Origin of the sequence: Pseudomonas sp. WS 5410 (assembly GCF_012985645.1) — a bacterium.
Lineage (GTDB): Bacteria > Pseudomonadota > Gammaproteobacteria > Pseudomonadales > Pseudomonadaceae > Aquipseudomonas > Aquipseudomonas shahriarae.
The window spans coordinates 593,380-619,978 of the sequence record NZ_JAAQWS010000001.1; the positions used below are offsets into that span (position 1 = coordinate 593,380).

Consider the following 26,599-nt stretch of genomic DNA (forward strand, 5'->3'; position numbering starts at 1 on the left):
GTAGCGACATGACCACCACTCACCTGCTTGCCAATCTGTTCCCGACCGCCGAAGGCATTCCCGAACAATTTCGCCTCGCCGCCCCCATCGAGCAACGCGACTATCTGGTGGACGGCCAGTTACGCACCTGGAACGGCCCGTTGGCCCAGGTGCGCAGCCCTGTCCAGTTGGCCGGTGCCGACGGCGACACCCCAGTGATTATCGGCAGCACGCCGCTGCTGGATGCCGAGACCGCCCTGCTCGCCCTCGACGCCGCAGTTCGGGCCTACGACCGTGGCCAGGGCCAATGGCCTACGATGCGGGTGGTCGAGCGTATCCAGCATGTCGAGGCGTTTTTGCGGCGCATGCGCGAACAGCGCGATGCCGTGGTGAAACTGCTGATGTGGGAAATCGGCAAGAACCTCAAGGATTCCCAGAAGGAATTCGACCGCACCTGCGACTACATCACCGACACCATCAATGCCCTCAAGGAGCTGGACCGCCGCTCCAGCCGCTTCGAGCTGGAACAGGACACCCTCGGGCAGATCCGCCGCGTGCCCATGGGCGTCGCCCTGTGCATGGGCCCCTACAACTACCCGCTCAATGAAACCTTCACCACACTGATCCCGGCGCTGATCATGGGCAACACCGTGGTGTTCAAGCCGGCCAAGCTCGGCGTCCTGTTGATCCGGCCATTGCTGGAGGCCTTCCGCGACAGCTTCCCGGCCGGCGTCATCAATGTGATTTATGGCAGCGGCCGCGAGACCGTCAGTGCGCTGATGGCCAGCGGCAAGGTGGATATCTTTGCGTTTATCGGCACCAACAAGGCAGCCAGTGACTTGAAGAAGCTGCACCCGCGCCCACATCGCTTGCGAGCAGCCCTGGGGCTGGATGCGAAGAACCCCGGCATCGTATTGCCTGAGGTCGACCTGGATAACGCGGTCAACGAAGCGGTCACCGGCTCGCTGTCGTTCAACGGCCAGCGCTGTACCGCGTTGAAAATCCTGTTTGTGCATGAAGCCGTGGTCGAACGTTTTATCGAGAAGTTCAACCACAAACTCGCCAGCCTCAAACCGGGAATGCCCTGGGACGAAGGTGTGTCGCTGACGCCGCTGCCGGAAGCAGGCAAGGTGGATTACCTCAACGGTCTGGTAGCCGACGCGGCGCAACACGGGGCCAAGGTAGTGAACGCCAATGGCGGTGCCAGCCGTGGCTCGTTCTTCTACCCGGCGGTGCTGTACCCGGTGACCCCACAGATGCGGGTGTACCACGAGGAGCAGTTCGGCCCGGTGGTGCCGATCGTGCCCTACCGCGACCTGGACACGGTGATCGACTACGTCCTGGAGTCGGATTTCGGCCAACAGTTGAGTATCTTCGGCACCGACCCGGCGCAAGTCGGGCGCCTGGTGGACACCTTCGCCAACCAGGTGGGCCGGATCAATATCAACGCCCAATGCCAGCGCGGCCCGGACACCTTCCCGTTCAATGGCCGCAAGAACTCGGCCGAAGGCACGTTGTCGGTGCATGACGCCCTGCGGGTGTTCTCGATCCGCACCCTGGTGGCAACCAAGTTCCAGGACAGCAACAAAGCACTGATCAGCGATATCATTCGGGACCGGGCGTCGAGCTTTTTGACCACCGACTATATTTTCTAAACTGCTCCCATGTAGGCGCGGGCTTGCCCGCGATGCAGGTGCCTCGGTGTGTCAGTGACTCCGAGGTGATGCGATCGCAGGCAAGCCAGCTCCCACATTGGACCTCATAACATCTAACGATGAGGCCTTCTTAATCCCGATGAATCTGCCGCCCTTCGCCCGCCGCCTGTTGCGGCCACTGCTCGACCCCTATCGCCGTTATCGTCATGCCAAACTGATCCACGCGGTACGGGTGTCCATCGGCCTGCTCGCGACCATCCTGCTGACCACCGGTATCAACCTGCCCCACGGTGAATGGGCCTCGGTGACCATGCTGGTGGTGATTGGCGGCCTGCAGCACCACGGCAATATCGGCAAGAAAGCGGTAGAGCGGGCCTATGGCACGCTGATCGGGGCCAGTGTCGGCCTACTGCTGGTGGCGCAACAGGCTTATCTGGGCCAACCCTTGTTGACCTACCTGTTGATGTCGGTGGTGTGTGGCTTTTTTTCCTATCACGCCATCGGCAAGGGTGGATACACCGCGTTGCTGTCGGGGATCACCGTGTTTATCGTCGCCGGCCACGGGGACAACCCACTGTCCGATGGCCTGTGGCGCACCGTCGACATCCTGATCGGCATCGCCCTGGCCCTGGCGTTTTCCTTCGCCCTGCCGCTGTATGCCGTGTACTCCTGGCGCTACAACCTGGCCAGCGCGCTGCGCGACTGCGCCGCCATCTACAGCCGGATCATCAGTGGCCAGTCGGTCACCGATGACGAACACCTCAAGCTGCTCAATCGCTTGAATGCGGCGATGTTGCAACTGCGTTCGTTGATGCCGTCGGTGTCCAAGGAAGTGCGGATTTCCATGACCGAGCTGGATGGGATCCAGCGCCATCTACGGATGTGCATCAGCACCCTGGAAATTCTCGGCAATACCCGCCCTGACCCACGGGATGAGCAGGCCATGGCACGCTTGCAACTGGCGCTCAAGGCGGAGCATCGGCAGATTCGTGTGCAGTTGATCGGGATGGCGCGGGCCCTGCAATCCGGCGCCACGCAACGCTTGGAACGAACCAGCCTTGCTGCGCCTGATCCCCAAGCTGCCCTGGAGGCGCCAGTGCACAGTGCGTTGGATGGCTATCGGTTATTGACCGCGCAACTGGCGGCAAATGTCGACGCGATGCACGCCCGATTGGCGAAAAGTGCCAAGGCATGGAAAATCTGAAAAACGCTGCAACTTAATATTGGATCCACATTTTTTTCACGTTTTATTCACATCCGCAGACGTACTGTGAAGCCTCATCCGTTACAAACGTTGTACATCAAGCCCGCCGCCCCAGCGGGCTTTTTTTTGCGCGTGATTTGCTCAGCGCGCAACTTTACCGGTTGCCGGCAGCGCCGACTGGCCGCGAATCGCACGCTGGGTATCAAGTACCCGCGCCAGCGCCGTTTCAGCTTCCGGGCTTTGCTGCGGCACACGAATGGCCGCCGAGACCAGGGTGATCAGCTTGGCCATGACTTCGGCGTCGGTGGCCGGGCGCCCGAGGCTCATGGAGTTCATCAGCAGGCGCAGTTCGGTCCCGGCCATCACCCCGGAAATCGCCTTGAGGGCAAATTGCAGGCGCACCCCCAGCTCATTGCGCGGCAGGTCGGGCAACGCCAGGGCGAAGGCTTCGAAGAAGCGCTGGAACACCGGCTGGTAATGCACCTTGAGGTATTCCTGGATAAACGGTGAGGTATCGCTGTAGACCCGCCCGAGGAAACGAATAAAGGACCGCCCCTCGCCGCTGGCCGGATCACTGCGCTCCAGGCCCATGGCCGGGGCGAACAGCACACCCAGCAAGGTGTCGCAGTCGAGCGGGCCGTCAGACTCGGCCTCGCACCGGGCGAGCAATTCCAGGCGCTGCTCGTTGAGCGGCTCCAGGCGTTGCATCAGTAATGTTTTCATCAGGGAGTCCTTGTCCCCGAAGTGATAATTTACTGCGGCGAGATTGACCTGAGCCTTCTCGGTGATTTGCCGCAACAGCACGGCGTCGTAGCCGTACTTGATGAAAAGAGCCTCTGTCGCATCCAGCAGTCGAGTCTTGGTTACATTTGGAGCGCTGAGTTTCTTCGCGACCATATAAGTTCCACGGGGGAAATATGTTTTAAAAAAAAATTTGATTTTTTATACCGGGGCGGATGCTTGAAAGCAAGTAGTGACACTGCACCATACTATCCAAGCGCGTTGCCGCTCGCCCTGTAAACGGCTTGCCCAGGGCAGGACCAGGCGTTTTCCTGCCACCGGTATAGGCTCTGCCACCAGAACAACCGCTCTATTTCTGTGGCTGGCGAAGCTGTGGCATCACAGTTACTATTCAAACAATGTTTTTAAAAAAAGAATAAAAACCAGCTATTGGCAATCGTGACGCAGGCCCTGAAGATGTTACAACGATTTTCAGGAGCAAGCCGGATAGCCGCAGCGCAAGGCGTAGTCATGATGACAGATACTCCAACGCTCCCAGGCTTTATTTCTCTGCAAGGCATCGGCAAAAGCTACCAATTGGCCGGACAGCACCTGGCCATTCTCAATGACGTCAGCCTCTCTATCACCCGCGGAGAAAGCTGCGGCATTCTCGGAGCTTCGGGCTCCGGCAAAAGTACCCTGCTCAATATCCTCGGCCTGCTGGACCTGCCCGACTGCGGCGCCTATCACTTCGCCGGCCATGACATTTTCCACGCCACGCCGGATCAACTGGCCGCGATCCGCAACCAGCAGATCGGCTTTGTGTTCCAGAGTTTCAACCTGCTGCCGCGCCTCAGCGCCCTGGACAACGTTGCCCTGCCCCTGGGCTATCGCGGTGTGTCGCGCCAGGAGTCGGTGGCGCGGGCCCTGCATATGCTGGAGCAAGTTGGGCTGGCCGAACGGGCCCATCATCGCCCCGCCGACCTGTCCGGTGGCCAGCGCCAGCGGGTGGCGATTGCCCGCGCGCTGGTGGGCGCACCGGCGGTGATTCTGGCCGACGAACCCACCGGCAATCTCGACAGTCACACCGCCCAGGACATCATGGACCTGCTGCTGGCCCTGAACCACGATCAAGGCGTCACGCTGATCATCGTCACCCACGACCCGCATATCGCCGAACGCCTGGATCGCCAGATCCTGGTGCGCAACGGCGTGGTCCACGAGGCAGAGTGCGTATGAGCCTGCGGGTCGAACAGAGCCTGAGCCAGTTGTTGCATGAAGCCTTTGTCAGCCTGCGCACCCTGGGTAAGCGCTCGATCCTGGCCCTGCTGGGGATCGTCATCGGCAGTTCATCGGTAGTCGCGCTGATCAATATCGGACATAACGCCGCCGAAGATGCCGCGATGATTTTCAAGGACATGGGCACCGACACCCTGGTGGCGCAGTTCCCGCCCAAAGGCAACAGCAATGCGCACATGCCCACCCACCTCGATCTACAAGCCGTACGCCAGGCCGTGCCGGGCATCGCCCACATCGGCGCGATTTCCTCATTCAGCGGGCCGGTGATCTTTCATGGCCGCACCACCAACGCCGGCTTGATTGGCAGCACCCCTGGCCTCAAGGAGGCGATGCGCCTGGCGCTGCGCGAAGGGCGCTTCCTGTCCGAGTTCGACAGCGGCGAAACCTACGCGGTGGTCGGCGACCAGATCGCCCAGGCGTTAAGCGCGCCCGGTGACCCGCTGCGCCTGGGCGACCGGGTGCGGGTCAACGACTACCTGTACCTGGTCATCGGCATCCTGCAGAACCAGCCGCGGTCGATGCTGATTCCGGTGCAAACCAACGAGTCACTGTTCATCCCGGCAGCCGGCATGCGCCGTATCTATTCCTCGCCGCAGGTTGGCAGCGTGGTCCTGCGCGCAGCAGCCGGCCAGGACATGGAGCACATCGCCGTCGAGACCACCAAGGCCTTGGGCGCGCAACTTACCGAGCACACCGTCGAGATCCAGATCCCCCAGCAAATGATCGACGGCATGACCCGGCAAAGCCGCACCTTCGCCTATCTGTTGCTGGCCCTGGGCGCCATCTCCCTGGTGGGCGGTGGGGTCGGGGTGATGAATGTGATGCTGATGAACGTTTCGGAACGCCGCCGGGAAATCGGCATCCGCATGGCCCTCGGCGCTCGCCAGCGCGACATCCGCAACCTGTTCCTGCTCGAAGCCGTGACCCTCACCGCCGTCGGCGCCCTGTGCGGCGCGGTGCTGGGCATGGGGGCCGCCTATCTCTATGCCTGGCTGTCGGGCTGGCAGTTTTCCCTGGCGGTGTCGGCCCTGCCCCTGGGCGTGGGCAGCACCTTGCTGGTGGGATTGTTTTTCGGGATCTACCCGGCAGTCTCGGCGTCACGCTTGCAGCCGGTGGAGGCCCTGCGCGATGAATAAACCCCTGCTGTGGCTGATTGCCCTGGTGAGCCTGCCCTGCGTGGCCGCCGATATCGTGATCCGCCCTTCGGCGCCGACCACCACCCGCAGCGGCTATGAGCACAGTGTCTCGCTCAATGCCCAGCTCACCACCCTGACCCTGGGCGACGCGGTGTACCTGGGCCTGCGCAACAACCCGGCGATTCGCAGCGCCTACCTGCAACGAGTGGCGCAGAAGTTCGACTTGCGAGTGGCCGAAGATGCCTTCAACCCCAAGCTGGTGCTCAACAGTGCCTACCGCACCACCCAGGGCAGCGACGACCGCGCCCGCAATGCCAACCTGTCACCCACCACCAGCTTGCTCGGCGAGTACGGCACCCGCCTGAGCATGGGCTGGACCCAGCAACTGAACAACGCCAACCATGCCGGGCGCTACCGCAGCGACGGCCTGGACCTGGCCATCATCCAGCCACTGATGCGTGGCGCCGGCTGGGATGCCACCACCGCCCCGCTACGGCTGTCACGCCTGTCCGAGCAAGCCAACCGCCTGAACCTCAAGGCCAACGTCGCGCAGACCATCAGCCAGATCATCGCCACCTACCGCGACTTGCTGCGTGCCCAGGAGCAACTGAGCATCGCCCAGGAAGCCCTCAAGCGCTCCAATACCCTACTGGACGTGAATAAGGCCTTGATCAATGCCGGGCGCATGGCCGAGTTCGAAATCGTGCAGACCGAGGCCGACATCGCCTCCCAGCAACTGGGGGTCGAGGAAGCCCAGAACCAACTGGACATGAGCCGCCTGGCGTTGCTGCGCCTGCTGGCCCTGGACCTGGCGACCCCGATCCGTGCCACCGAAGCCCTGGAGGCCACGCGCATGGACATCGACAAGCGTGAGGCCTTTAACCTGGCGCAGAACCAGCAGCCCGAATACCTTTCGGCGCTGCTGGGCAGCCAACAGGCCGACCTCAACCTGGTGCTGGCCAAGGATTCCGGGCGCTGGCAGGTCGACCTGGTGGGCGGCGCCAATCAGATCCGCGCCAACACCGACAACGACGCGGGCAGTACCAGCAACCGGCGCTGGGACAGTTATGCCGGGGTCCAGGTGCGCATTCCCATCGGCGATATCAGTACCCGCCAGGCCGAAGTGCGCGCACGGGTCAATGTGGAGAACCAGGCCATCCTGATCACCGATGCGCGCCAGGAACTGGAGCGTAGCGTCAATAACGTGGTGCGCGACCTTGGCACCCGCTGGCGCCAGTATGAAATTGCCCAGCGGGCGGTGGAACTGTCCCGGCGCAAGATCGAGATCGAACGGGACAAGCTCGGCGCCGGGCGCTCCACCAACTTCCAGGTGCTGAGTTTCGAAGCGGACTTGCGCAACGCCGAAAACGCCCGCCTCAATGCCCTGATTGCTTACCTGAATGCCCAGACCCAGCTCGACCTGACGCTGGGCATGACCTTGGAAAGTTGGGAAATCGCCCTCAATGACTACTAAAAAAGCCCTGCTGGGCGTTGCACTGCTGATACTGCTGGGCGCTGGCGGATTCGCGCTGCTCAGTCGCCCAACGCCTGCCGCCGATCAGACCGGCACGGCCGAGCAATGGCTGGAGGTCAAGCGCGAAGCCCTGGTGCACCAGATCGGCCTGGTGGGCAAGATCGAACCGGACACCACCGTCACCCTGACAGCCCCCTTCGACGGCAATGTGCAGGCCAACCTGGTGGAACAGGGGCAACGGGTCGAAGCCGGCCAGGTTCTGTTACGCATGGACCCCGCCACCCTCGAAGTGCAACTGCGTGAAGCGCTCTCCGCCCAGCTCAAGGCCCGGCGGACCGTGCAGGAAATGCAGGACTGGGACAGCGGCCCCACCGTCAGCCGCGCCCGACGCAGCCTGCGCACCTCGCAAATGAGCGCCGACAACACCCAGCGCAAACTGGTTGAGAGCGAGAACCTGTTCAAGCGCGGCATCATCCCACGCAACGAACTGGACGACCTCAAGCAACAGGCCCAGCAGCAACAGTTGGACCTGACCGCCGCCCGCAGTGAACTGCAACAGGCCCTTGATCAGGGCAAGGGTGAATACCGGCAGATTGCAGACATGGAATTGACCAACGCCACGGTCAAGTACGACGCCCTGCGCAAACTGCTCGAAGGTCAGGAGGTCAAGGCGCCGTTTTCCGGGATCGTCGTGCCGCCACCGGGCAGCGCCACCCCGCAAGGCAGCGGCAACAGCAACGCGCCGGTACAGGCGGGCAGCAAGGTCAGCCAGGGCCAGGTGTTGTTCGGGCTGGCCAATATCGAACGCCTGAAGATCGTCGCCAAAGTCTCGGAGCTGGATATCAACCAGCTGCATCAGGGCCAGCCGGTGGAAGTCATGGGCGACGGTTTCGATGGCGAGCACCTGAGCGGCTCGGTCAGCGTGGTCAGCGGCCTGGCGATCGCCAATGACAGCCAGGGCAGCGCGCAATTTCCGGTGACCCTGTCGATTCCCAAACTGACCGAGAAACAACTGCAAAGGGTCCGCCTGGGCATGAGCGCACGCCTGACCGTCGTGACCTACAACAATGACCAGGCGATCATCGTGCCTGCCCAGGCGATCAGCCATGATGCCGGGACCATGAGCGTGGAGTACCGGGCGGCAATGGACCAGCCGATGGAACGGATGACAGTCACCACGGGCCAGTCTACCGCCCAAGGCGTAGAGGTATTCGGACTCAAGCCCGGGTTTGTCAGGCTGGATGCAACCCCAAGATAAACGTAGATCCAAAATGTGGGAGTTGGCTTGCCTGCGATGGCGGTGGGTCAGCCGCCAGAAACAGTAACTGGACTACCGCTTTCGCGAGCAAGCCCGCTCCCACAGGGAATCTCACTCAGGCAGATAATTTTGGCCCCACCACAAATCAAAGGTGGGAGTTGGCTTGCCTGCGATAGCGGTGGATCAGCCGCCAGAAACAGTGACTGAACTGCCGCCATCGCGAGCAAGCCAGCTCCCACAGGGGATCTCACTGAGGCAGAGAATGTTGGCTCCACCACAAGTCAAATGTGGGAGCTGGCTTGCCTGCGATGGCGGTGGGTCAGCCGCCAGCAACAGTGACTGAACTGCCGCCATCGCGGGCAAGCCCGCTCCCACAGGGGATCTCACTGGAGCAGATGATTTTGGCCCAGCACAAATCAAATGTGGGAGCTGGCTTGCCTGCGATGGCGGTGGGTCAGCCGCCAAAAACAGTGACTGGACTGCCGCTTTCGCGAGCAAGCCCGCCCCCACAGGGGATCTCACTGAGGCAGAGAATGTTGGCTCCACCACAAATCAAAGGTGGGAGCTGGCTTGCCTGCGATAGCGGTGGATCAGCCGCCAGAAACAGTGACTGAACCGCCGCCATCGCGAGCAAGCCCGCTCCCACAGGGGGCCTTGTCGGCGGGGCGATTTTGGATGCACCACAGCTCCCACCTTTAGAGTTGCGCCAGCTTTAGCGCCAGTGCCTTGGCCTGAAGCGCCACATCCGTCACCGCCGTGCTCTCCCACCACATACCGCGCAGCGGCGGGCCCATGGCGAAGAGTCGCTCACTCACAACGCCGTGCTCATCCAGTACCGCACCCGAGGCATCCGCCGCTATCCCCAATGCCAAGGGCCCGGGTTTGATCAAGCCGCGTGCCAGTAATTGCCTGGGCAACGGCCGGGCCACGCGGCGCCAGTCGTATTCGATCCCGCTGGAGTTGATCAACGCCGCGCCACTGAAGTGGGTGGTGTGCTGTTCGCCACGACGGCGCAGGCGCAGGGTCACTTCGCCGTTTACCGTGGGCTCCAGGCCCAGGAACGAGGCCGCGTGGATACGCAGGCGCCCCTCCCCGTGCAGGCGCGCCAGCAGTTCGGCGCTCAGGGGTGGCGAGCGATGATGATGGCTCTCCCACCAGGGCCGCACATGGCGCACGAACTGGCGTTTCTCGCGCTCGCTGGCCTGGCTCCACAAACGACCGATATGGACGCGCACGGTGTCCAGCGGTGCTTGCCAGTCGATGCCCTGGGCCAGGGCTTTCTGGCATTCGCGGCGCACTGCCCGCAGTAATTGCAGTGGGCTGCGCAGGCCATGATCGTCGGCGAGAAAGTCCGCCCACGTCGGGGGTTGCCGGCGCACATGGGGCAACAGGCCATGGCGCGAAAAGATCTCGATCGGCCCGCGATGGCCAGCCTGTTCCAGTGACACCACGGCGTCGACCATGGTCAGGCCGGAGCCGATGATCAACACCGTGGCGTGTGGGTCCAGTTGCGTCATGGCGCGCACATCCCACGGATCAACCGCCGCCGCATTCAAACCGCTGGAGTGGGTTTGTGGCGTGCGCGCCGCCGGAAACATACCGGTGGCCAGTACGGCCCGGGCACCGCGCAGTGCCTGGCCATCATCCAGGGTCAGGCGCACGCCGCCCGGCTCTACCTGCACGTCGATGACCTCGGCGCGAATATGCTCCACGGTTGACGCCGATCCCGCCCGAGCCTGCGCCAGCCGCTGTTGCGCGTACACGCCAAAGATCCCCCGGGGTGGAAACAGCTCGCTGACCGGCACGTGCTGCTGGTCCGATTCCGGCCAGCCGCCGGCGGCGATGTACTCGCTCAACCAGCGGGTCAAGTCATCGGCGTTGTCCGGGTCCACACTCATGCGCGCCGCATTGCCATTGAGGGTGTGCCCCAGCTCCACCGCGCTATAGGCTTCGCCTCGCCCCAGTTCCGTGCGCGGCTCGATCACCAGAACCTTCCGCGTGCCGGGCAAACGCAACAGCTGCACGGCCAGCAGCGTGCCGCTCAGGCCCCCGCCGATGATCAGCACATCGGCGTTGCGGATGGCCTTTGTCGCCTGTCCGCGTTCGGTTTCACTCATGCAAATACGCCCTTACTGGTTGCCCGAAGAATGCTCATGCCATCGCCTGCGCCGGTATAAACCCGCGTGCAGAGCGACGTGGATGCGTTAGTTATATAGCCAGGTGCGCTCCGTTGCACGAGTTACGCCAAGATTGAGAACCCCATGATTCCTCACTTTGCGACAGCTCCATAGCCATGCCACACACGGTTAATCAGCAAACTGTTGATTGACTGTTGGCGGGCGAACAGTGGCGCATGCAACCGCAGATTTACCTGGAACCGCCGCAAATCAAGGCTCAAACGCCCTGCACTTTCTCGATTGCGATGAAACTGTTAGCGCCATTCGTGGGTTTTTCCATGGACCGGGAACGCACACCATGGGCTGCAACGCGCCCCTTCCTGCGGATTCCCGGAGCTTTTCATGCACTTCAAGCACTCCTTTATCTGGTCTGCCCTGGCCTTGTCGATTGCCATCAGCAGCCAGGCGGCTCAGGCCGAACCGATGCCCAGCGAGCAAACCATTGGCACCCTCGAGCAGGTGTTCGCCTTCCACGACGCCATGCCCACCGGCGTCAGCGTTGCCGAAAACGGGCGGATCTTTGTCAATTTTCCACGCTGGGGCGACGCGGTGCCGTTCACCGTGGGTGAACTGCGCGATGGCCAGGTCGTGCCCTACCCTGACCTGGCTATGAACCAGGCCGATCCGAAAGACCCGGCCAAGGGTTTTATCAGCGTGCAAAGTGTGGTGGCCGATGGTCGCGGGCGGATCTGGATACTGGACACTGCCGCCCCCGGTTTCGCCTCGCCAACGCCGGGCGGTGCCAAGCTGGTAGCCGTCGATCTGGCCACCAACAAAGTGGTCAAGACCCTGGTGTTCCCGAAAAACGTGATGCTGCCCAGCACCTACGTCAACGATATGCGTTTTGACTTCCGGGTGGGCGATGAAGGGGTGATCTACATCACCGACTCTTCCCTGAGCGGCCCCGGGGCGATCATCGTCATGGACATTGCCAGCGGCACTGCCCTGCGCCGACTCAGCGGTGCCACCTCGACCTCGGTAGACCCGAACTTCGTGCCCAAGGTCGAAGGCCAGGTCTTGCAGGTTCGCAACGCCGACGGCAGCACCCGTCCGTTTGCGGTAGCGTCCGATGGCATCGCCCTGTCCGCTGACGGCCAGACGCTGTACTTCTGCCCGCTGTCCAGCCGCCATCTGTACTCGGTACCCACCGCGTTGCTGCGTGACACCTCGGTCAGCGAAGCGCGGCTGGATATGGCGGTCAAGGACCTGGGGGAAAAAGGCGCTTCCGATGGCCTCGAAGCCGATGCATCCGGCGCCCTGTATGCCGGCGACTACGAACACAACAGCGTGCGCAAACGCCTGGCGGATGGACAGTGGCAGACCATCGTCCACGACCCGCGTGTGCTCTGGCCCGACACCCTGTCCATCGGGCCGGACGGCTACCTGTACTTCATGGCCAACCAGTTGCATCGCCAGGGCATCTTCCACGCAGGTCGCGACTCGCGCCAGAAGCCCTACAGCCTGCTGCGCGTGAAGATTGATGCAGCGCCGGCCCCCACCCTCTAGCTCCGTGATCAGCCGCTGCTCTTGAAGGAAGCAACATGCGCAGAACCCCTCCCCGGCGCCCAGCAAAAACGCCGACCGTGACCCACCAGGATTTTTCCCTGGCCAATATCGCCAATGGCTCGCGTGTGGTGCGCCTGGGCGTCACCGATCTGTCCTTCCATCGCGCCACTGCCGCCGTGGTGGCGCTGGTCCTGCAGCGCATGGGCCTGACTGTCGAACGGCAATATGCCCTGCACGAAGTGAATTTCGAGCGCTTGCGCGAAGGCACCATCGACATGTTGGCCTCGGCCTGGCTGCCATGCAGCCATGGCGTGTACCGACAGGCCGTGCCCGCCCGTGAACTGGGCCTGCATTACCAGCCCTATGCCATGTGGGGCGTGCCCGACTATGTAAGCGAGGCTGACGTGGCATCCATCGACGACCTGCGCAAACCCGAGGTTCGCGCGCGGATGCACCCGCTGATTCAGGGCATTGGGTTGGGTGCGGGAATTACCCGGTTTTCCCTGAAAATCATGGATGAGTACGGCTTGAGCGACGCCGGCTACCAATTCCGCACCGGCACTCAGGACGATTGCGTCGACGCTTTTGAGGCCCTGTATCGCCAAGGGCACTGGGGCATCGTGCCCTTGTGGCATCCGCAGTTCCTGCACCACCGCTACCGTATCCGCGAACTGAAGGACCCCAGGGGTTTGCTCGGTAATGTGGATCGGGCAGTGCTGCTGGCACGGGAAGATCGCCTGGCGTTGCTGACCCGGGCAGAGATTCAGGTGCTGGATAATATTCGTCTGTCGAACCCGATCGTTGCCGAGCTGGATGATGCATTCAATCGGGGTGAACGCTCGGCGGATGAGGCGGCCAGGGAGTGGCTGGCGCGCCATCCGCAGATGCTGCGTGGGTGGCTGGCACCGGTGAGCTGACAGCAAGCTTGGGGCCTATGGCTTATTGTGCGTAGCAGTCGCATTTTAGGGCCGCTTCGCGCCCCAACCGGAGCAAGCTCCCTCGCCACAGGTTACCGATTGCCTGCACCCTCTCTTAGCTGAACGGCAAGCGGGTTTGCCCCGCTCGCCACAGCCCCCCTTAGATAAATTCGAACAACACCGGCGCCGGCAAGCGGGACTTGGGCAGGCCCGCATTAAAATCCTCATGGCTGTGGTAACCCACACTCACCACCACCAGGCTGGTAAAGCCGCGCTCGCGCAAACCCAGTTCGGCATCCAGCGCCTTACTGTCAAAGCCTTCCATGGGCGTGGCATCCAGGCCCAGGGCAGCAGCGCCGAGCAACAGCGTGCCCAGGGCCAGGTAAGTCTGCTTTTCCATCCAGTGTTGCAGGTCTTTGTAGTCATAACGATGCAGATCGACAAACCGCCGCCGGCCTTTGTCCTGCCCGGCCTTGGCCTGCTCATCCACAAAACGCCCATCGCTGGCTTCTTGCTCCAGCAGCGCCTGCAGGTACTCCTCGGGCATCTGGGTACGCGTGCAGAGCACAATCACATGGGAGGCATCGAGGGTCTTCGCGCGATTGAACTCAAAACCACCCTGCATACTGTCCGCAATCCGAGCTTTACCCTCGTCTTCGTGGGCAATGACAAAGTGCCAGGGCTGCGAGTTGACGGAAGACGGGCTGTTGCGCAGTTGTTCCAGCAACAATTCAATGGTTGCCACGGGAATCTTGCGCGATGAATCGAAGAGTTTGGTTGTATAACGACGCTTGGACAGGCTTACCAGATCCATAAAAGGACTCCAATCAAAATAGGCAAAAACAGCGAGTCCATCGTTACCCTTCGCCCCGCCGAGAAAAACCACCCGCACGCGTCAAGAGTTTCACTGGCACAGTGAAAGTGCGCTGTGCGCCTGCGTCCCTGCAGGGGAATCGCCCGGGTCAGTCGTACTCGACAATCCCCAGTTGCTTGGCCATGAACAGCTCATTGCGCTCGACGATTTCCTCGACCACTTTGCCTTCGGCATTGAACCGGAAGTACGTCAACGCGCTCCAGGACAGGTCTTTGCCGCTCACATCAAAACCATGCCAGGTGTTGGAACCCTTGGCGTGATGCATCAACGCAACCACCACCACATCACCGGCCACCACTTCTTTCTGGAAGGTTGTCGCGATCGACTCGTAGCGCTCGGTCACGTTCAGGCGCAAGGCCTGTTTGAACGGTTCGACACCGACGATAGGTGCCGGACAATCGGGGCGGTGAACCACCACATCGTCGGCAAAAAATTCCGCTACGCGCTCAACATCCTTACCGTCGACGCAATACTTGAAGTACTTTTTCACCACATCCAGATGCTTGCTCATTTCGACTCCAATCAAGTTTTTCCCTGCACTCAACGGCTAGACTGGCAGGGGCAAAAAAAGCTTAACGGTCGGCATACACCTGAAAAATGCTGTAACTGGAAAACACCCTTGCGCGCAGTGGAGCAATGCTGATGGATCGCTGGACCGAATATGAGTTGTTTGTAAAGGTCGCGGAGCTGGGCAGCGTGACCAAGGCCGCAGACGCCCTGGACCTGTCCAGTGCGGCGGCCAGCCGGCACTTGGCGGCACTGGAGAATCGCCTGGGCGTGAGGCTGATCGAGCGCAGCACCCGGCGCTTGTTCGTCACCGAAGTCGGCAAGGTGTTCTACACCAATTCCAAGGCAGCCCTCACGGCGATGCAAGGCGCGACCGAGGCCGTCAGCGCGAGCAAAAACCACCCCCATGGGGTGTTGCGTGTGACCGCATCCTTATCCCTGTGCCTGCAACATATCCTGCCGCTGGTGCCCCAGTTCAAGGAGCAGTACCCGGATGTACGCCTGGATATCGTGGCCGAGAACCGCTACCACGACATCATTGACGACAACATCGACGTCGCCCTGCGCACCCGTGACAGTGAGCCGGACTCCAGCCTGGTGATCCGCCGCCTGACCGATACCCGACGCATACTGGCTGCCTCGCCGGACTACCTCGAGCGCTGCGGCCGCCCGCAACATCCGCAGGCGTTGGCCGAGCATCAACTGTTGCTCTACACCTACGCCACCGATCCCTATGAGCTGACGTTCCAGCGCGAAGACCAGACCATCACGGTGCCCGCCACTCCGGCGCTGGAATCCAACGACGGCTATCTGTTGCGCGCGGCCGCGCTGCAGGGCCAGGGCATTCTCGCGCAACCCACTTATGTGATCCACGACGATATCGTCGCCGGGCGCCTGGTGCCGATCCTCAGCGACTGGAGCCTGCCTCGCCTGGAAATCAACCTCGTCTACCCCTCACGACACCACCTGCCGGCCAAGACCCGGGTGTTTATCGACTTTATCGTCAAAGAATTCCAACACCTGGATTGACCCGTCGCGCTCAGTGCCGGATCACTGCCTTGAGTACCGTCTTGAAGGTCTCCAGTTGCTCCTCGCTGAATTGGCTGAAGACCGTGTCCTGCTGCTCTCGGGCGATGGTCCACAACGACTCGGTTTCGTCGATGCCCTTGGTGGTGAGCTTTACCCGGTCCTGATCATCGCGTACCAACGCCTTGCGCTTGAGGTTGTTCACCGCCTCTTCGATCTCGCGCACCGGCATTGCCACTTCGCGCTGCAACTCGGCCAGGCTCAGGCCGGCATCGTTCTCCAGCACCATCAGCATCCGCGCTTCACTGGTGCGCAGGCCGGTGGACAGTTGGCGGGGCTGGTAGCTGGCCTGATAGGCCCGCAGCGCCTGGGTCATCAGGTAATAGAGGTTATGGCTCAGGCGCCCCTGGAAATGGCTGCTCGCTGGCTGGCCCTCCTCACGGCGGGTCATGCGGGTGTGTGGCAGGACCATGGAATAGGCGCCCTGGTGATAGAGCAACGGTGAGCGGCCGCAGTCGTCGAAGGCCACCACTTTGCCAATCATGATCCAGTGATCACCCCCATCGACCTGCTGGTACTTCTCACACTCAAAGCGTGCCGAACAGTCGGCCAACACCGGCGCCCCGCCCGCACCCGCCTGGTATCCGATCTCGGCAAAACGGTCCTCCCGGGGCCGGGCAAAGTTGTTCGACAGGTCAATCTGATCGGCGGCCAGCACATTCACCGCAAAGTGCGTGGCGGCTTCAAACACGGCGTGACTGGTGGAGCGTTTGTCGATGCTCCAGAGAATCAGCGGCGGGTCCAAAGACACCGAATTAAAACTGTTGGCGGTGACACCGACCTTGCGCCCGCTGGCGTCGGCGGCGGTGACCACGGTGACACCGGTGGCGAAATTGCCCAGGGCACGGCGAAAGGCGCGGGTATCGACTTGGTTTTCAATAGACATGCAAGACTCCCGGACAGGCTGAAGGCCCTGCCCTGATTATTCTTATAGGTAAGCGTAGCGTGGTCAGACCATCGCCGGGTCAGGCTCCAGGCCCATCAATTCGCGCCCGAGAATCTGTGCGCAAACGTCATAGTCGGTGTAGGCATGGGCGCCGGCGAGGTGAACGTCGCGGAACAGGCGCTGCAGTTCGTTGGTTTCAAACCAGGCGCCACCGCCCGCCGCCTCCATCAGGCGATCCACCGCCTGGATGCACATTTTAGTGGCGTAGCCCTGGTTGGTCCGCCAGAACGCCAGGGTGCCGCGGCTTGGATATTCATGGCGCTCGCTGTGCTCGGCGATCTCGTCCCAGCTTTTTTCCAGCAAGGCGCGTGCGGCGGCCACCTGGTGAGTAGACTCGGCCAGACGCATCAACGCAGGGGTCGCGGCGCCGACGGCCGCACCGGTGTAGGCGCGCACACGGTTTTTGGTTTTTTCGCGGAACACCTCGAGCATGCGCTCGGCGACTCCCAGGCCGACGGTGGAGAAACCACTGGCAAAATACGGACGGTAGGGGGCGAAGAAAATCCTGCTATCGGGGTACAGGCCGAAGCCCGCCGACTTGCCTTCCATCATGTCCTTGGCCTTCTGGATACGGTGCTCGGGCACGAAAGCCTGATCGACGATCAGGGTCTTGCTGCCGCTGCCACGCATGCCCACGGCATACCAGTCGTCACGAATCTGATAATCACTGCGCGGCAGTACCGCGAAGCAGTAATCCTGGGTGCCTTCGGCGTTTTTGCGGCGAAAGCCCATGATCGCCCATTCGGCGTGGTCACAACCCGAACTCCAGCCCATCTCACCGCTGAAGGTCACGCCACCCGGCACTTCTTCAGTACGCCCAAATGGCGCGATGCTGCTGCTGGCGGTGGCGTCGGGGTCGACGCCCCAGACCTCGTCTTGCAACTTGACCGAGAACATAGCCATCTGATGGCTATGGGTACACAGCAGGCTCATGGCCCACGCGGTGCTTGCGCAAGCGCCGGCCAGCAAAGCGATGCACTGGGCAAACTGCGGCAGGGAGATTTCCATGCCTCCGTACTTTTTCGGCAGAAATGCCCGGTGCATGCCGATGCCCTTGAGCAACGCGATGTTCTCGGCAGGTACGCTGCGATCTTTCTCGGCGGCGAAGGCATTGGCAGCAATCGCGGGTAAGACCGACTTGAGGTCTTCCAACAGAGGGTTTGGCTTTTTCATGGGCGCTCTCTTTATTATTGGATATCCCCATTCCTGGCCTGCCTGCGCCCTGCTCACTCGGCAGGAGGCTTGAAACAACCGGGAACGTTCGTAAAGACACGCCCAGTATGTGGCGCTTGGTCGCAGCGCAACATGCACGTTCCGGATGGAAGATTGTACTTTTCATGGCCCACAAAAAAGCCGTCGCAGAGGCTGCGACGGCTGAGTAAAGACTCTCCAATGTGGGAGCTGGCTTGCCTGCGATAGCGCTGGATCAGTCGATATATGGATCGCCGACAGGACGCCATCGCAGCCTCGCTAAAGCTCGACAGCTCCCACACACAACACGGTCACCCCTTAGCGATAGCGCTCAAGCCAATGCGCGTAAGGCGCCGGCAGGGTCCAGGAAGCCTTGTCCACCCCCAGTTCCTTGGCGGCGAAGTATGCCCAGTGTGGGTCGGCCAGGTGCGCACGGCCCACGGAAACCAGGTCGAGATGACCGGCCTGCAACGCCCCTTCAGCCAGTTGCGGTGTACCGAAACCCCAGGCCGACGTGACCGGCAGACCGGCTTCGCGGCGTACGCGCTCGGCAATCGGCCCCATAAACGCTGGCCCCCAAGGGATGTTGGTGTCGGGGATGGTGAAGCCGACACTGACGCTCAACAGGTCCAGGCCGCCGTCCTTGAAACGACGGGCCAGTTCGATGGACTCACACAGGGTCTGTTCGTCACGCCCGTCATATTCGAGCACCCCGAAACGCGCGGTCAGCGGCAGGTTTTCCGGCCAGACTTCACGCACGGCGGCCAGGGTTTCCAGGAGGAAACGGCTGCGGTTGTCGAAGCTGCCACCGTAGGCATCGGTGCGCTGGTTGGAGTGCTCCGAGAAAAAGCTCTGGCCCAGGTAACCGTGGGCGAAATGCAGTTCGATCCACTCAAAACCGGCGTCACGGGCACGGCGTGCGGCTTGAACGAAGTCCTGTTGCACCCGGGCGATATCCTCCAGGGTCATGGCCTGGGGGACTTTCGGCAGGTTCGCGCCAAACGCGATCGCCGAGGGTGCCAGGGTTTGCCAGCCACGGGCATCGTCGGCGGCAATATGGTCGTCGCCTTCCCATGGGCGGTTGGCACTGGCCTTGCGCCCGGCGTGGGCGATCTGGATGCCGGGCACCGCGCCTGCCGCCTTGATCGCTTGCACCATGGGCACAAAGGCTTGGGCATGGGCATCGCTCCAGATACCCGCGCAACCCGGCGTGATCCGGCCTTCGGGAGCCACGGCGGTGGCCTCGACCACCACCAGGCCGGCGCCGCCACGGGCCAGGCTGGCGAGGTGGACGTGATGCCAGTCATTGACCATGCCGTCATCGGCCAGGTACTGGCACATCGGTGGAATGGCGATGCGATTGCGCAACGTAACGTCTTTGAGCTTGAAGGGTTCGAACAATGCAGACATGAAAAAGCTCCTGAAACGAGGGTGACGTTTGATTCGATAGTTCGATCTTAATCGAACTATGGTAAACAATGCCAGCCCTGTTATCATTCGGTTCATGCGAGCCTTTAAACACCCCTCCCCCGAAGACTTGACCCTCGAACGCCTGCTCTATGCGTTGAGTGACCCTGTGCGCCTGGACATCGTGCGCTGCCTGGCCGGCGTAGAAGAAGCCAGTTGCGGCGAGTTGGATGGCGGGCGGCCGAAGTCCAGCATGTCCCACCACTTCCGGGTTTTACGTGATGCCGGGCTGGTGCATACGCGCAGCGTGGGCACGACCCATATGAATTCGTTGCGGGCCGATGTGTTGGCCGAGCGATTTCCCGGGTTGCTCGAAAGCATCCTCGCCCAACAATAAGACCGCGCTGTCACGCCCCGCGAGACAGCGCCTACAGACAGCGTCAGTAGAAATACGCCAGGCGAAACTGCAGCGAATTGTCGATCTTCACCCCTTCGCGCACCGCCGTGTCATGCATCAATTGCCCCAGCACCTGTACCTGCTTGCCCACCATCGTGGCCACGGTGAAGCCCAGCGTGCCATTGCTGCGGCTGGTGGCCAGGGTTTCATGGTCCAGCGTCTCGCGGGCGCCCCAATTGTGCCGATAGGAGATGGCCGCGTAAGTCTCTGGAGTGAAGTTGTAGCGCAGGTGGTTGTGCAGTTGCAGCAGCGGATCTTTCTTGGCATCGGTGGCGCGCTGTTCACCGTAGAACTCCGTCTCGGCAATCACATCCCAGGTGATTTTGTCGGTCAGCCCCTTGATATAGCCCACCTGGAAATCCAGGGCCCAACGGTTGTTGCTCAGGGCAAAACCCTGGTTCTTGTCACTGCCCGTGGGCGCGGTGACAAACGCCGACCAGCCCAGGTGCTGGTTGTTGGTCTGGTCCGCGAGGGTCCACAGCGTGCCGCCAAACGTAATGTCGCCCAACCCTGAGTGCTTGCTGTCGCTGGCGCCGGTCTTCTGGTAACCGAAAGGAATGACTATTTGCGGGTCCCAGGTCAGGCCGGTGTTGAAGAACTCGGTGAAGTGGATCAGGCGCAACACCCCGACGGTCATGTCCAGGTCAAGGTTGTCGGCGACTTTCTTGCCGCCCGAGTAAACCTTGTCGCCCCGTGGGTTCTGCTGGTACAGCACCACCACATCGGTGCCCTGGGGCAAGGCGGTATAGTCGCCGGGGTCCGGCTTGACGTCGGCGTGAGCCAATGGAACCAGGCTGAAGAGCAGGGTCAGGATGCTAAGTGTTTTCATGGCAAGTACCGTTACTGTTATTGGAGGCAACACTCGGCCATGACGACGTCAAAAGACGTCGCCCGGCACAGTTCAAACAAGGGGAGATCAGTGAATGGCGTTGAGGTCGGCCTGCAGATCCCGGGTGCGCTTGACCAGGTACTGGCGCAGCAACTCCATGTCTTCGCGCTGCAGAATGTCGGAGAAGTTCGGCATGCCCTTATTGATCAACGCGCCACTGACAAAGGCCGGAAATGCCGCGTGCTTGTTGTCATCCAGGTAACGCAGGTCGGGCACGACCCCGCCGCTGATCGCGTTCAGGCCATGGCAACCGGCACACAGGCCATTGAACATGCCACGCGCCTGCACCAGTTGCTCGGGGGTCGCCGTGAGTACCTGGCGGGTAGTCGGCAGTACCGGCGCGGCCTTGGGGGGTGGCAGCTCACCGGTGGCACCGAGCTTGAAGGCAATCACCCGCGATTCAGCGCGCACCTTGCCCTTGTTGGTCAGCGGGCCGGTCAACAGCGGCAGGATCCCGCCCCACCCCACGGAAAACGCCACGTACTGCTCGCCATTGACCGTATAAGTAACCGGCCCCGCCATCACCCCGGAGTTGGCCCGGTGTTCCCACAGCGGCTGACCGGTGTCAGCGCGATAGGCCACCACCCGCCCATCGGCCGTGCCCTGGAACACCAGGTTGCCGGCCGTGGCGAGGGTGCCGCCGTTGCCGGCGCTGACATAGGGTTGTTTCCAGGCCGCCTTCTGCTTGACCGGGTCCCAGGCGATCAACTCTCCGCTCCAAGCATCCCGGATCTGGTTGAGGACTTTCGGGTCTTCCGGCAGGTCCGGCACATCCAGGCCGAAGTTCACCACCGACTTGTTCGCCGGGAACTGCGGGGCCTTGGCCGCTTTCAACTCGGCCAGGGTGTACTGCGCCGGAATGTACACGTAGCCGGTTTTCGGGCTGTAGGACATGGGGTGCCAGTTATGCCCGCCAAGGAAACTTGGCTGCACCACCTTGGGTTCCTTGGAATAGTCCGCCGCGCCGGTAAGGATCGGCCGCCCAGTCTGCAGGTCGATGCCACTGGCCCAGTTCACCGGCACGAAATTCTTTGCCGACAACAGTTTGCCGTTGGTGCGATCCAGCACATAGAAAAAGCCGTTTTTCGGCGCCTGCATGATCACCTTGCGTACGCTGCCATTCATCTCGATATCGGCGAGGATCATGTGCTGGGTCGCGGTGAAGTCCCACTGGTCCTGCGGGGTGATCTGGTAGTGCCAGACGTACTCGCCGGTGTCCGGGCGCAGCGCCAGGATGGATGACACATACAGGTTGTCGCCCTTGCCATTGCTGCGGAACTGGTAGTTCCACGGCGAGCCATTGCCGGTGCCCACGTAGAGCAGGTCCAGTTGCGGGTCGTAGGCCATCGAGTCCCACACCGTGCCGCCGCCACCCCACTTGACCCAGCCGTCACCGTCCCAGGTTTTCATGGCCTTGGCCATCGCCGCATTTTCCGGCGGCAGCTTGGGGTCACCCGGCACGGTGTAGAAGCGCCAGATTTGCTTACCCGTGTCGGCGTCATAGGCGGTGACATAACCGCGCACGCCAAATTCGGCGCCCCCGTTGCCGATCAATACCTTGCCCTTGACGATGCGTGGCGCGCCAGTAATCGAGTAGCTTTTGCTGCGATCAATGAGGGTGTCGACGCTCCACACCGGCTGGCCAGTGCCGGCATCCAGCGCAATCAAGCGCCCATCGAAACTGCCCACATAGACCTTGCCCTGCCACACCGCCACGCCACGGTTGACCGGACCGCAGCAGCCCTGGCCAAGGTTCTCGGCAGGGACCTTGGGATCGTACTTCCACAACAACTCACCCGTGGCCGCATTGATCGCATAGACGATGCTGAAGGCACCCGTGGTGTACATCACCCCATCGACCACCAGCGGCGTGGCCTCGGTGCCACTGTCGATATCCAGCTTGGTGGTCCAGGCCATGCCCAGTTGGCCGATATTGTCGGCATTCACGCTGTTCAGCGGGCTGTAGCGTTGTTCATCGTAGGTGCGACCGTGGCTCATCCAGTTACCGGGCTCACGGTCGGCGGCGATGATGCGCGGCCCATCGACCTGGGCCGGCCCGGCCAAGGCCAGGGTGGCGAACGCGCTCAATAGCAGAGGCGCGCCCAACAGCAGGCTCCGTGTATTCATTGTTATTGTTCTCCAACATTAATCGACTCAGGCCACGCTATTAGAGGGTCTGCCACCTGCGGCCACTTGACGGAGGCTGCCAAAGCCCTTGGCATTCCCTGCCAAAGCGCGGCCTATAGCGGCTGCTGGCGAAAGTCCCGGGGCGCATGCTGGAAATGCCGCTTGAAGGCGCGACTGAAATGCGCGGCATCGACAAACCCCCACTTGAAGGCGATCTGGGTGATTGACTCATGCCGCAAATCCCGCGCACGCAGGTCCTGGGCCACCCGCTCCAGGCGGCGCTGCTGGATGTAGCGCGCGATGCTTTCATGCCGCTGCTCGAACAGCCGGTAGAGTTGGCGCACTGAGACATTCAGGTGCCGCGCCAGGTATTCGGGGCTCAGTTCGGTCTCTTGCAGGGAGGCTTCCACCAGGCGCGTGGCCAGGCCATAAATGTCGTCCTGGCCCACGCAGGCAAAGCCCGGCTGGCCCTCAGCGCGCTCGTCCAGACCGGCAACCGCCAGGCCGATCAGGGCCTGCTCCACGGCCGGGCCATCGTTCTCGCCACCATAGCCTTCACTCAGTTGCGCATCCTCCAGGGAGCGCACCAATGCACGAATCATATGGGTGGCGACGCTGTTGCGCGCCAGCTTGCCAAACAGGCGCTGCTGGCCGAATTGCCGGGCGACCTCGGCGCGGGACAGATGCACCGAGATATTCTGTACCAGCCCCTGGGGCTCAATCTCGAAGGCCTGGGCCGAGTCCACCAGGGCGATATCGTCGGGCCCCAGGTCAATCACCCGGTGCTGCTGGCGGATGCGTTGATGGCCGCTGCCCTGCAGGATCAGAAAACAGTGGCGGTCGTCGTCGCCATCGCCGTGGGTGTGATGGCGGCTGATCAGCCCGGCATTGGTGCGGATATGCGCCAACTCCAGGCCACACACGTCCTGGCCGTGGACGCTGCCAATAAACAGGCTGTGTCGATCTGACTGCGCGGTGCTGAAATTGCCGCAGACTGCACGCAAGTCACGATTCCAGTTGGCGAACTCAACGCAAGGGTTGAACAAGGCAGGCATACCCCCTCCCACAGACCATTTATAGTTATATTGTTAACATATTATCTATATGCGGTCAGTGCAAGCAGGGTCAGGAGCGGCTAAGCAGTCCGGCCCGTGATCAGCGCGCTGATCGCCTGGGCATCCACCGGCACGCTGAGGTAGAAACCCTGCGCTTCATCGCACTGCACGTCCTTCAGCGCCGTGAGTTGGTCGAGGGTCTCCACGCCTTCGGCGGTCACCGTCAGCGAGAGCGCCCGGCCCAGGCCGACAATCGCCTGGATGATCGACTGATCGCCACCACCGGAGGTCAGGCCGCCGACAAAGCTGCGGTCGATCTTCAGCCCGTCGAAGGGGAATGAGCGCAGATAACTCAGCGACGAGTAGCCGGTGCCAAAGTCATCCATCAGCAAGCGCACGCCCAGGGCCTTGAGGCCTTGCATGATGCTCAAGGCGACTTTCTCGTCATTGAGCATCACACTTTCGGTCAGCTCCAGCTCCAGCCGCGCCGGGTTCAAGCCCGTCTCCAGCAACACCGCTTTGACCCGCGACACCAAGTGCCCACGCTGGAACTCGGTGGAGGACAGGTTGACTGAAATCATCACGTCGTCAGGCCAGCCTGCGGCCGTCTGGCAGGCCGCGTGCAGCACCCAGTTGCTCAACGGCAGGATCAGCCCGGTTTCTTCGGCGATGGGGACGAATACGTCGGGGCCCAGCAGCCCGCGCCTTGGGTGCTCCCAACGCACCAGGGCCTCGGCACCGGCCAGGCGCTTGCCTTCAATGCGGTAGCGCGGCTGGAAATCCAGGCGCAGTTCGCCGTGCTTGATCGCCTGGCGCAAATCGGCTTCCAGTTGGCGCCGCTCAATGATGCGTGCGTTCATATCGCCCGCATAAAAGCGCCAGGTGTTACGCCCGCCTTCCTTGGCTTCGTAGAGGGCGATATCGGCATAGCGCAGCAGCTCTTCGGCCAGGGTCGCGTCCGCCGGCGCCATGGCAATGCCAATGCTGGCACTGATAAACACTTCATGTTCGGTGATGTAAAACGGCTGTTCGATGCAGTCGATCAGGCGCCGACACAGGCCTTCCACCTCCAGCGGCGAGCTCACGCCCGCCACCACCAACATAAACTCATCGCCACCTATGCGCGCCACCAGATCATCCCCACGCAGGCAGCCCTGTAAACGCCGGGACACCTGGTTGAGTACATCATCGCCAGCCGCGTGCCCCAGCAGGTCGTTGACCGGCTTGAAGCGGTCAAGATCAATACTGAGCATGACCAACGGCCTTGCCAGGGTCGGCACCGCCTTGAGCTTGCCCTCGAGGAATTCCTGCATGCGCGTGCGGTTGGCCAGCCCCGTCAAGGCATCGTGTTGCGACAGATATTCAATGCGCCGCCGGGCCTCGACCTCTTCGGTGATGTCGCTGGCGGTGCCTCGATAACCCTGGCCAGGTATCTCGCGCACCGATAGCCGGCAAATGCGTCGCTGACCCTCGCCAGACACATAGCTGCACTGCACGATGGCATTCGGGCGATGGGCGTGGTCCTTGAACCAGATGGCCAACAGGCCCTGATCAGAGGTCAGCAGCTGATCCACCGCCAACCCCAGGCAGTTGGCCCCGACAAGGCCGGTAATTACATCAAAGCGCTCCGAGAGGTAGGTAAACCGCAGTTGGGTATCGACTTCCCAGATCCAGTCGGACGCCGCTTCGGCCACATCACGAAAGCGCTCCTCGCTGACCGCCAGCGCCGCACGACTGGCTTGCAGGGTGGCGTAATTAAGGTCCATGAGCCGCGCGGCAGCGGTACTGCGGCGCTGGATAACCCAGGCCATCAAGGCAAAGATCAGGCCGGCAACTGTCACCAGCGGCACAACCAGCCCCAGCAACTGGCGCCCAGGATCCTCCGCGGTCCATTGCACAACACCTGCATTGTCCCTGAGGCTCAGGCTCGGTGCGCCCGCCGCCGCCCCGCCGGCCGGGGCGACCCGCAGACCTTGCACACCAAAATCCTCGCCTAGTGCAGCCAGCCGTTGCGGCGCCAGCTTGGCAATGAAGATCAACACCGAAGCGGGACCGCTATCGGCCTCTACGTTCGGATCGGTGCCAGGCGTCAGCGCAGCGGCGGCCAACACCGCCGGCATGCCATCGGCCTGTATCAGGCGGGTCACCGATTGGCTGTTGGTCGCGGCCTGCCGGGCCTGGGCCAGCAGGGGCTCGATCGGCAGGTGCAACCAGTCCTGCACGGCGACGCTCTGCAACTGGCCGTCAATCAGCGAATACACCGTGCGACCGGCTGGATCGACAACAAACACCCCCTGGAAACCGAAGTCGGAAAACAGCGTCGTGCCGATGTTTTGCCGGCCAAACGCCCAGTCCACATCCACCTTTTGATGCAGGTGCTCGTAGGCATCCCCCCAAAACGCATAGTCCTTGACCGTCGAACCAGCGACGCGCTCAACCGACAGCAGGGCGTTTTCGATATCAATGCGGCTGTGCTCGCCGGCATCGTGATTCAAGTGCTCGGCAATGGACACCAGCAACACCCCGACCAACAGAAACATGGCCAGTAGCAGCAGCGAACAGGCGAGCAGATAAGCCCGTGCAGTAGAAAGATTGGAAACCTTGCCTTGCAGCGACGACTTGGGGCCAACGTTGAGCTTTTCCATGAACGCTCCGGGCGCCAGGGCGCCCTAACAACCCGCACCGAAAATCACACCACGCACACGCAAGTGCGAGACTACCTGCCCATAGACAAT

General features: G+C 62.0%; 21 protein-coding genes. 10 read left to right on the plus strand and 11 right to left on the minus strand.

Annotated features, from left to right (window positions below):
• The first annotated feature begins 8 nt into the window (after positions 1-8).
• Both HBO24_RS02505 and HBO24_RS02510 read left to right on the plus strand, forming a co-directional pair.
• Positions 9-1,634: an NADP-dependent glyceraldehyde-3-phosphate dehydrogenase gene (locus HBO24_RS02505; protein WP_115128367.1), complete on the plus strand. Its 1,626-nt coding sequence runs from the start codon at positions 9-11 to the stop codon at positions 1,632-1,634.
• A 139-nt stretch (positions 1,635-1,773) separates the two neighbouring features.
• Positions 1,774-2,838: an FUSC family protein gene (locus HBO24_RS02510; protein WP_057436936.1), complete on the plus strand. Its 1,065-nt coding sequence runs from the start codon at positions 1,774-1,776 to the stop codon at positions 2,836-2,838.
• 141 nt (positions 2,839-2,979) lie between these two features.
• Here HBO24_RS02510 and HBO24_RS02515 read toward each other — a convergent pair whose 3' ends face one another.
• Positions 2,980-3,735, minus strand: a complete 756-nt coding sequence (locus tag HBO24_RS02515) for a TetR/AcrR family transcriptional regulator (protein WP_057445041.1) — start codon at positions 3,733-3,735, stop codon at positions 2,980-2,982.
• A 354-nt stretch (positions 3,736-4,089) separates the two neighbouring features.
• Between HBO24_RS02515 and HBO24_RS02520 the strand changes: the two genes are divergently transcribed.
• From HBO24_RS02520 to HBO24_RS02535, 4 genes are read left to right on the plus strand one after another with little or no spacing between them, the layout of a single operon-like run.
• Positions 4,090-4,797, plus strand: coding sequence for an ABC transporter ATP-binding protein (locus HBO24_RS02520; RefSeq protein WP_115128368.1), 708 nt, complete (start codon positions 4,090-4,092; stop codon positions 4,795-4,797).
• Positions 4,794-5,993 (plus strand): ABC transporter permease, encoded by a 1,200-nt coding sequence (locus HBO24_RS02525; RefSeq protein WP_169960650.1) that lies wholly within the window; start codon positions 4,794-4,796, stop codon positions 5,991-5,993. Before HBO24_RS02520 ends, HBO24_RS02525 begins: the two co-directional genes overlap by 4 nt.
• Entirely contained in the window at positions 5,986-7,467 is a 1,482-nt protein-coding gene (locus tag HBO24_RS02530) for a TolC family protein (protein WP_057959328.1), read from the plus strand. Before HBO24_RS02525 ends, HBO24_RS02530 begins: the two co-directional genes overlap by 8 nt.
• Positions 7,457-8,725 carry an HlyD family efflux transporter periplasmic adaptor subunit gene (locus HBO24_RS02535; protein WP_057436942.1) on the plus strand — a complete coding sequence of 423 codons (1,269 nt, stop codon included), beginning with the start codon at positions 7,457-7,459 and terminating at the stop codon, positions 8,723-8,725. The genes HBO24_RS02530 and HBO24_RS02535 overlap by 11 nt, the downstream gene beginning before the upstream one ends.
• A 695-nt stretch (positions 8,726-9,420) precedes the next feature.
• Here HBO24_RS02535 and HBO24_RS02540 read toward each other — a convergent pair.
• Positions 9,421-10,842 (minus strand): FAD/NAD(P)-binding protein, encoded by a 1,422-nt coding sequence (locus HBO24_RS02540; RefSeq protein ID WP_170059247.1) that lies wholly within the window; start codon positions 10,840-10,842, stop codon positions 9,421-9,423.
• A 483-nt stretch (positions 10,843-11,325) separates the two neighbouring features.
• Between HBO24_RS02540 and HBO24_RS02545 the strand changes: the two genes are divergently transcribed.
• Both HBO24_RS02545 and HBO24_RS02550 read left to right on the plus strand, forming a co-directional pair.
• Positions 11,326-12,408: a major royal jelly family protein gene (locus tag HBO24_RS02545; RefSeq protein WP_262152843.1), complete on the plus strand. Its 1,083-nt coding sequence runs from the start codon at positions 11,326-11,328 to the stop codon at positions 12,406-12,408.
• 35 nt (positions 12,409-12,443) lie between these two features.
• Positions 12,444-13,325 carry a glycine betaine ABC transporter substrate-binding protein gene (locus HBO24_RS02550; RefSeq protein WP_169960647.1) on the plus strand — a complete coding sequence of 294 codons (882 nt, stop codon included), beginning with the start codon at positions 12,444-12,446 and terminating at the stop codon, positions 13,323-13,325.
• Between the two features lie 160 nt (positions 13,326-13,485).
• Here HBO24_RS02550 and HBO24_RS02555 read toward each other — a convergent pair whose 3' ends face one another.
• A complete protein-coding gene (locus tag HBO24_RS02555; protein ID WP_057440983.1) occupies positions 13,486-14,139 on the minus strand; it encodes an oxygen-insensitive NAD(P)H-dependent nitroreductase NfsB in 654 nt (217 codons plus the stop codon).
• Between the two features lie 148 nt (positions 14,140-14,287).
• The gene (locus HBO24_RS02560; protein WP_057440981.1) at positions 14,288-14,710 is read right to left on the minus strand and encodes an ester cyclase; all 423 of its coding nucleotides are present in this window, start codon (positions 14,708-14,710) and stop codon (positions 14,288-14,290) included.
• 131 nt (positions 14,711-14,841) lie between these two features.
• Here HBO24_RS02560 and HBO24_RS02565 point away from each other — a divergent pair, with 131 nt between their 5' ends.
• A complete protein-coding gene (locus HBO24_RS02565; protein WP_057440999.1) occupies positions 14,842-15,735 on the plus strand; it encodes a LysR family transcriptional regulator in 894 nt (297 codons plus the stop codon).
• A gap of 10 nt (positions 15,736-15,745) precedes the next feature.
• Here HBO24_RS02565 and HBO24_RS02570 read toward each other — a convergent pair whose 3' ends face one another.
• The 3 genes from HBO24_RS02570 to HBO24_RS02580 form a co-directional block, all read right to left on the minus strand.
• The gene (locus tag HBO24_RS02570) at positions 15,746-16,678 is read right to left on the minus strand and encodes a p-hydroxyphenylacetate 3-hydroxylase reductase component (protein WP_057440979.1); all 933 of its coding nucleotides are present in this window, start codon (positions 16,676-16,678) and stop codon (positions 15,746-15,748) included.
• A gap of 63 nt (positions 16,679-16,741) precedes the next feature.
• Positions 16,742-17,911: a p-hydroxyphenylacetate 3-hydroxylase oxygenase component gene (locus HBO24_RS02575; RefSeq protein WP_057440975.1), complete on the minus strand. Its 1,170-nt coding sequence runs from the start codon at positions 17,909-17,911 to the stop codon at positions 16,742-16,744.
• A gap of 336 nt (positions 17,912-18,247) precedes the next feature.
• Positions 18,248-19,339, minus strand: a complete 1,092-nt coding sequence (locus HBO24_RS02580; RefSeq protein ID WP_057440973.1) for an NADH:flavin oxidoreductase/NADH oxidase — start codon at positions 19,337-19,339, stop codon at positions 18,248-18,250.
• Between the two features lie 58 nt (positions 19,340-19,397).
• Here HBO24_RS02580 and HBO24_RS02585 point away from each other — a divergent pair, with 58 nt between their 5' ends.
• Positions 19,398-19,733, plus strand: coding sequence for a helix-turn-helix domain-containing protein (locus HBO24_RS02585; RefSeq protein WP_057440971.1), 336 nt, complete (start codon positions 19,398-19,400; stop codon positions 19,731-19,733).
• Between the two features lie 43 nt (positions 19,734-19,776).
• Here HBO24_RS02585 and HBO24_RS02590 read toward each other — a convergent pair whose 3' ends face one another.
• The 4 genes from HBO24_RS02590 to HBO24_RS02605 all read right to left on the minus strand — a co-directional run bounded on the left by HBO24_RS02590 (position 19,777) and on the right by HBO24_RS02605 (position 26,509).
• Complete coding sequence (locus tag HBO24_RS02590) at positions 19,777-20,622, minus strand: transporter (RefSeq protein WP_115128378.1); 846 nt, start codon at positions 20,620-20,622, stop codon at positions 19,777-19,779.
• 87 nt (positions 20,623-20,709) lie between these two features.
• The gene (locus HBO24_RS02595; RefSeq protein WP_170059249.1) at positions 20,710-22,809 is read right to left on the minus strand and encodes a PQQ-dependent dehydrogenase, methanol/ethanol family; all 2,100 of its coding nucleotides are present in this window, start codon (positions 22,807-22,809) and stop codon (positions 20,710-20,712) included.
• Between the two features lie 113 nt (positions 22,810-22,922).
• Entirely contained in the window at positions 22,923-23,864 is a 942-nt protein-coding gene (gene feaR / locus HBO24_RS02600; protein ID WP_057440965.1) for a transcriptional regulator FeaR, read from the minus strand.
• An 80-nt stretch (positions 23,865-23,944) separates the two neighbouring features.
• Positions 23,945-26,509 (minus strand): EAL domain-containing protein, encoded by a 2,565-nt coding sequence (locus tag HBO24_RS02605; RefSeq protein WP_170059250.1) that lies wholly within the window; start codon positions 26,507-26,509, stop codon positions 23,945-23,947.
• Positions 26,510-26,599 lie beyond the last annotated feature (90 nt).

Excerpts from the sequence above, each read along its gene's own strand:
- HBO24_RS02575 (WP_057440975.1), bottom strand. The coding sequence starts at position 17,911 with ATGAAAAAGCCAAACCCTCTGTTGGAAGACCTCAAGTCGGTCTTACCC.
- HBO24_RS02560 (WP_057440981.1), bottom strand. The coding sequence starts at position 14,710 with ATGAGCAAGCATCTGGATGTGGTGAAAAAGTACTTCAAGTATTGCGTC.
- HBO24_RS02540 (WP_170059247.1), bottom strand. The coding sequence starts at position 10,842 with ATGAGTGAAACCGAACGCGGACAGGCGACAAAGGCCATCCGCAACGCC.
- HBO24_RS02505 (WP_115128367.1), top strand. The coding sequence starts at position 9 with ATGACCACCACTCACCTGCTTGCCAATCTGTTCCCGACCGCCGAAGGC.
- HBO24_RS02515 (WP_057445041.1), bottom strand. The coding sequence starts at position 3,735 with ATGGTCGCGAAGAAACTCAGCGCTCCAAATGTAACCAAGACTCGACTG.
- HBO24_RS02545 (WP_262152843.1), top strand. The coding sequence starts at position 11,326 with ATGCCCAGCGAGCAAACCATTGGCACCCTCGAGCAGGTGTTCGCCTTC.
- HBO24_RS02535 (WP_057436942.1), top strand. The coding sequence starts at position 7,457 with ATGACTACTAAAAAAGCCCTGCTGGGCGTTGCACTGCTGATACTGCTG.
- HBO24_RS02605 (WP_170059250.1), bottom strand. The coding sequence starts at position 26,509 with ATGGAAAAGCTCAACGTTGGCCCCAAGTCGTCGCTGCAAGGCAAGGTT.
- HBO24_RS02530 (WP_057959328.1), top strand. The coding sequence starts at position 5,986 with ATGAATAAACCCCTGCTGTGGCTGATTGCCCTGGTGAGCCTGCCCTGC.
- HBO24_RS02585 (WP_057440971.1), top strand. The coding sequence starts at position 19,398 with ATGGTAAACAATGCCAGCCCTGTTATCATTCGGTTCATGCGAGCCTTT.
- HBO24_RS02590 (WP_115128378.1), bottom strand. The coding sequence starts at position 20,622 with ATGAAAACACTTAGCATCCTGACCCTGCTCTTCAGCCTGGTTCCATTG.
- HBO24_RS02580 (WP_057440973.1), bottom strand. The coding sequence starts at position 19,339 with ATGTCTGCATTGTTCGAACCCTTCAAGCTCAAAGACGTTACGTTGCGC.
- HBO24_RS02520 (WP_115128368.1), top strand. The coding sequence starts at position 4,090 with ATGATGACAGATACTCCAACGCTCCCAGGCTTTATTTCTCTGCAAGGC.
- HBO24_RS02550 (WP_169960647.1), top strand. The coding sequence starts at position 12,444 with ATGCGCAGAACCCCTCCCCGGCGCCCAGCAAAAACGCCGACCGTGACC.
- HBO24_RS02570 (WP_057440979.1), bottom strand. The coding sequence starts at position 16,678 with ATGTCTATTGAAAACCAAGTCGATACCCGCGCCTTTCGCCGTGCCCTG.
- HBO24_RS02555 (WP_057440983.1), bottom strand. The coding sequence starts at position 14,139 with ATGGATCTGGTAAGCCTGTCCAAGCGTCGTTATACAACCAAACTCTTC.
- HBO24_RS02565 (WP_057440999.1), top strand. The coding sequence starts at position 14,842 with ATGGATCGCTGGACCGAATATGAGTTGTTTGTAAAGGTCGCGGAGCTG.
- HBO24_RS02595 (WP_170059249.1), bottom strand. The coding sequence starts at position 22,809 with ATGAATACACGGAGCCTGCTGTTGGGCGCGCCTCTGCTATTGAGCGCG.
- feaR (WP_057440965.1), bottom strand. The coding sequence starts at position 23,864 with ATGCCTGCCTTGTTCAACCCTTGCGTTGAGTTCGCCAACTGGAATCGT.
- HBO24_RS02525 (WP_169960650.1), top strand. The coding sequence starts at position 4,794 with ATGAGCCTGCGGGTCGAACAGAGCCTGAGCCAGTTGTTGCATGAAGCC.
- HBO24_RS02510 (WP_057436936.1), top strand. The coding sequence starts at position 1,774 with ATGAATCTGCCGCCCTTCGCCCGCCGCCTGTTGCGGCCACTGCTCGAC.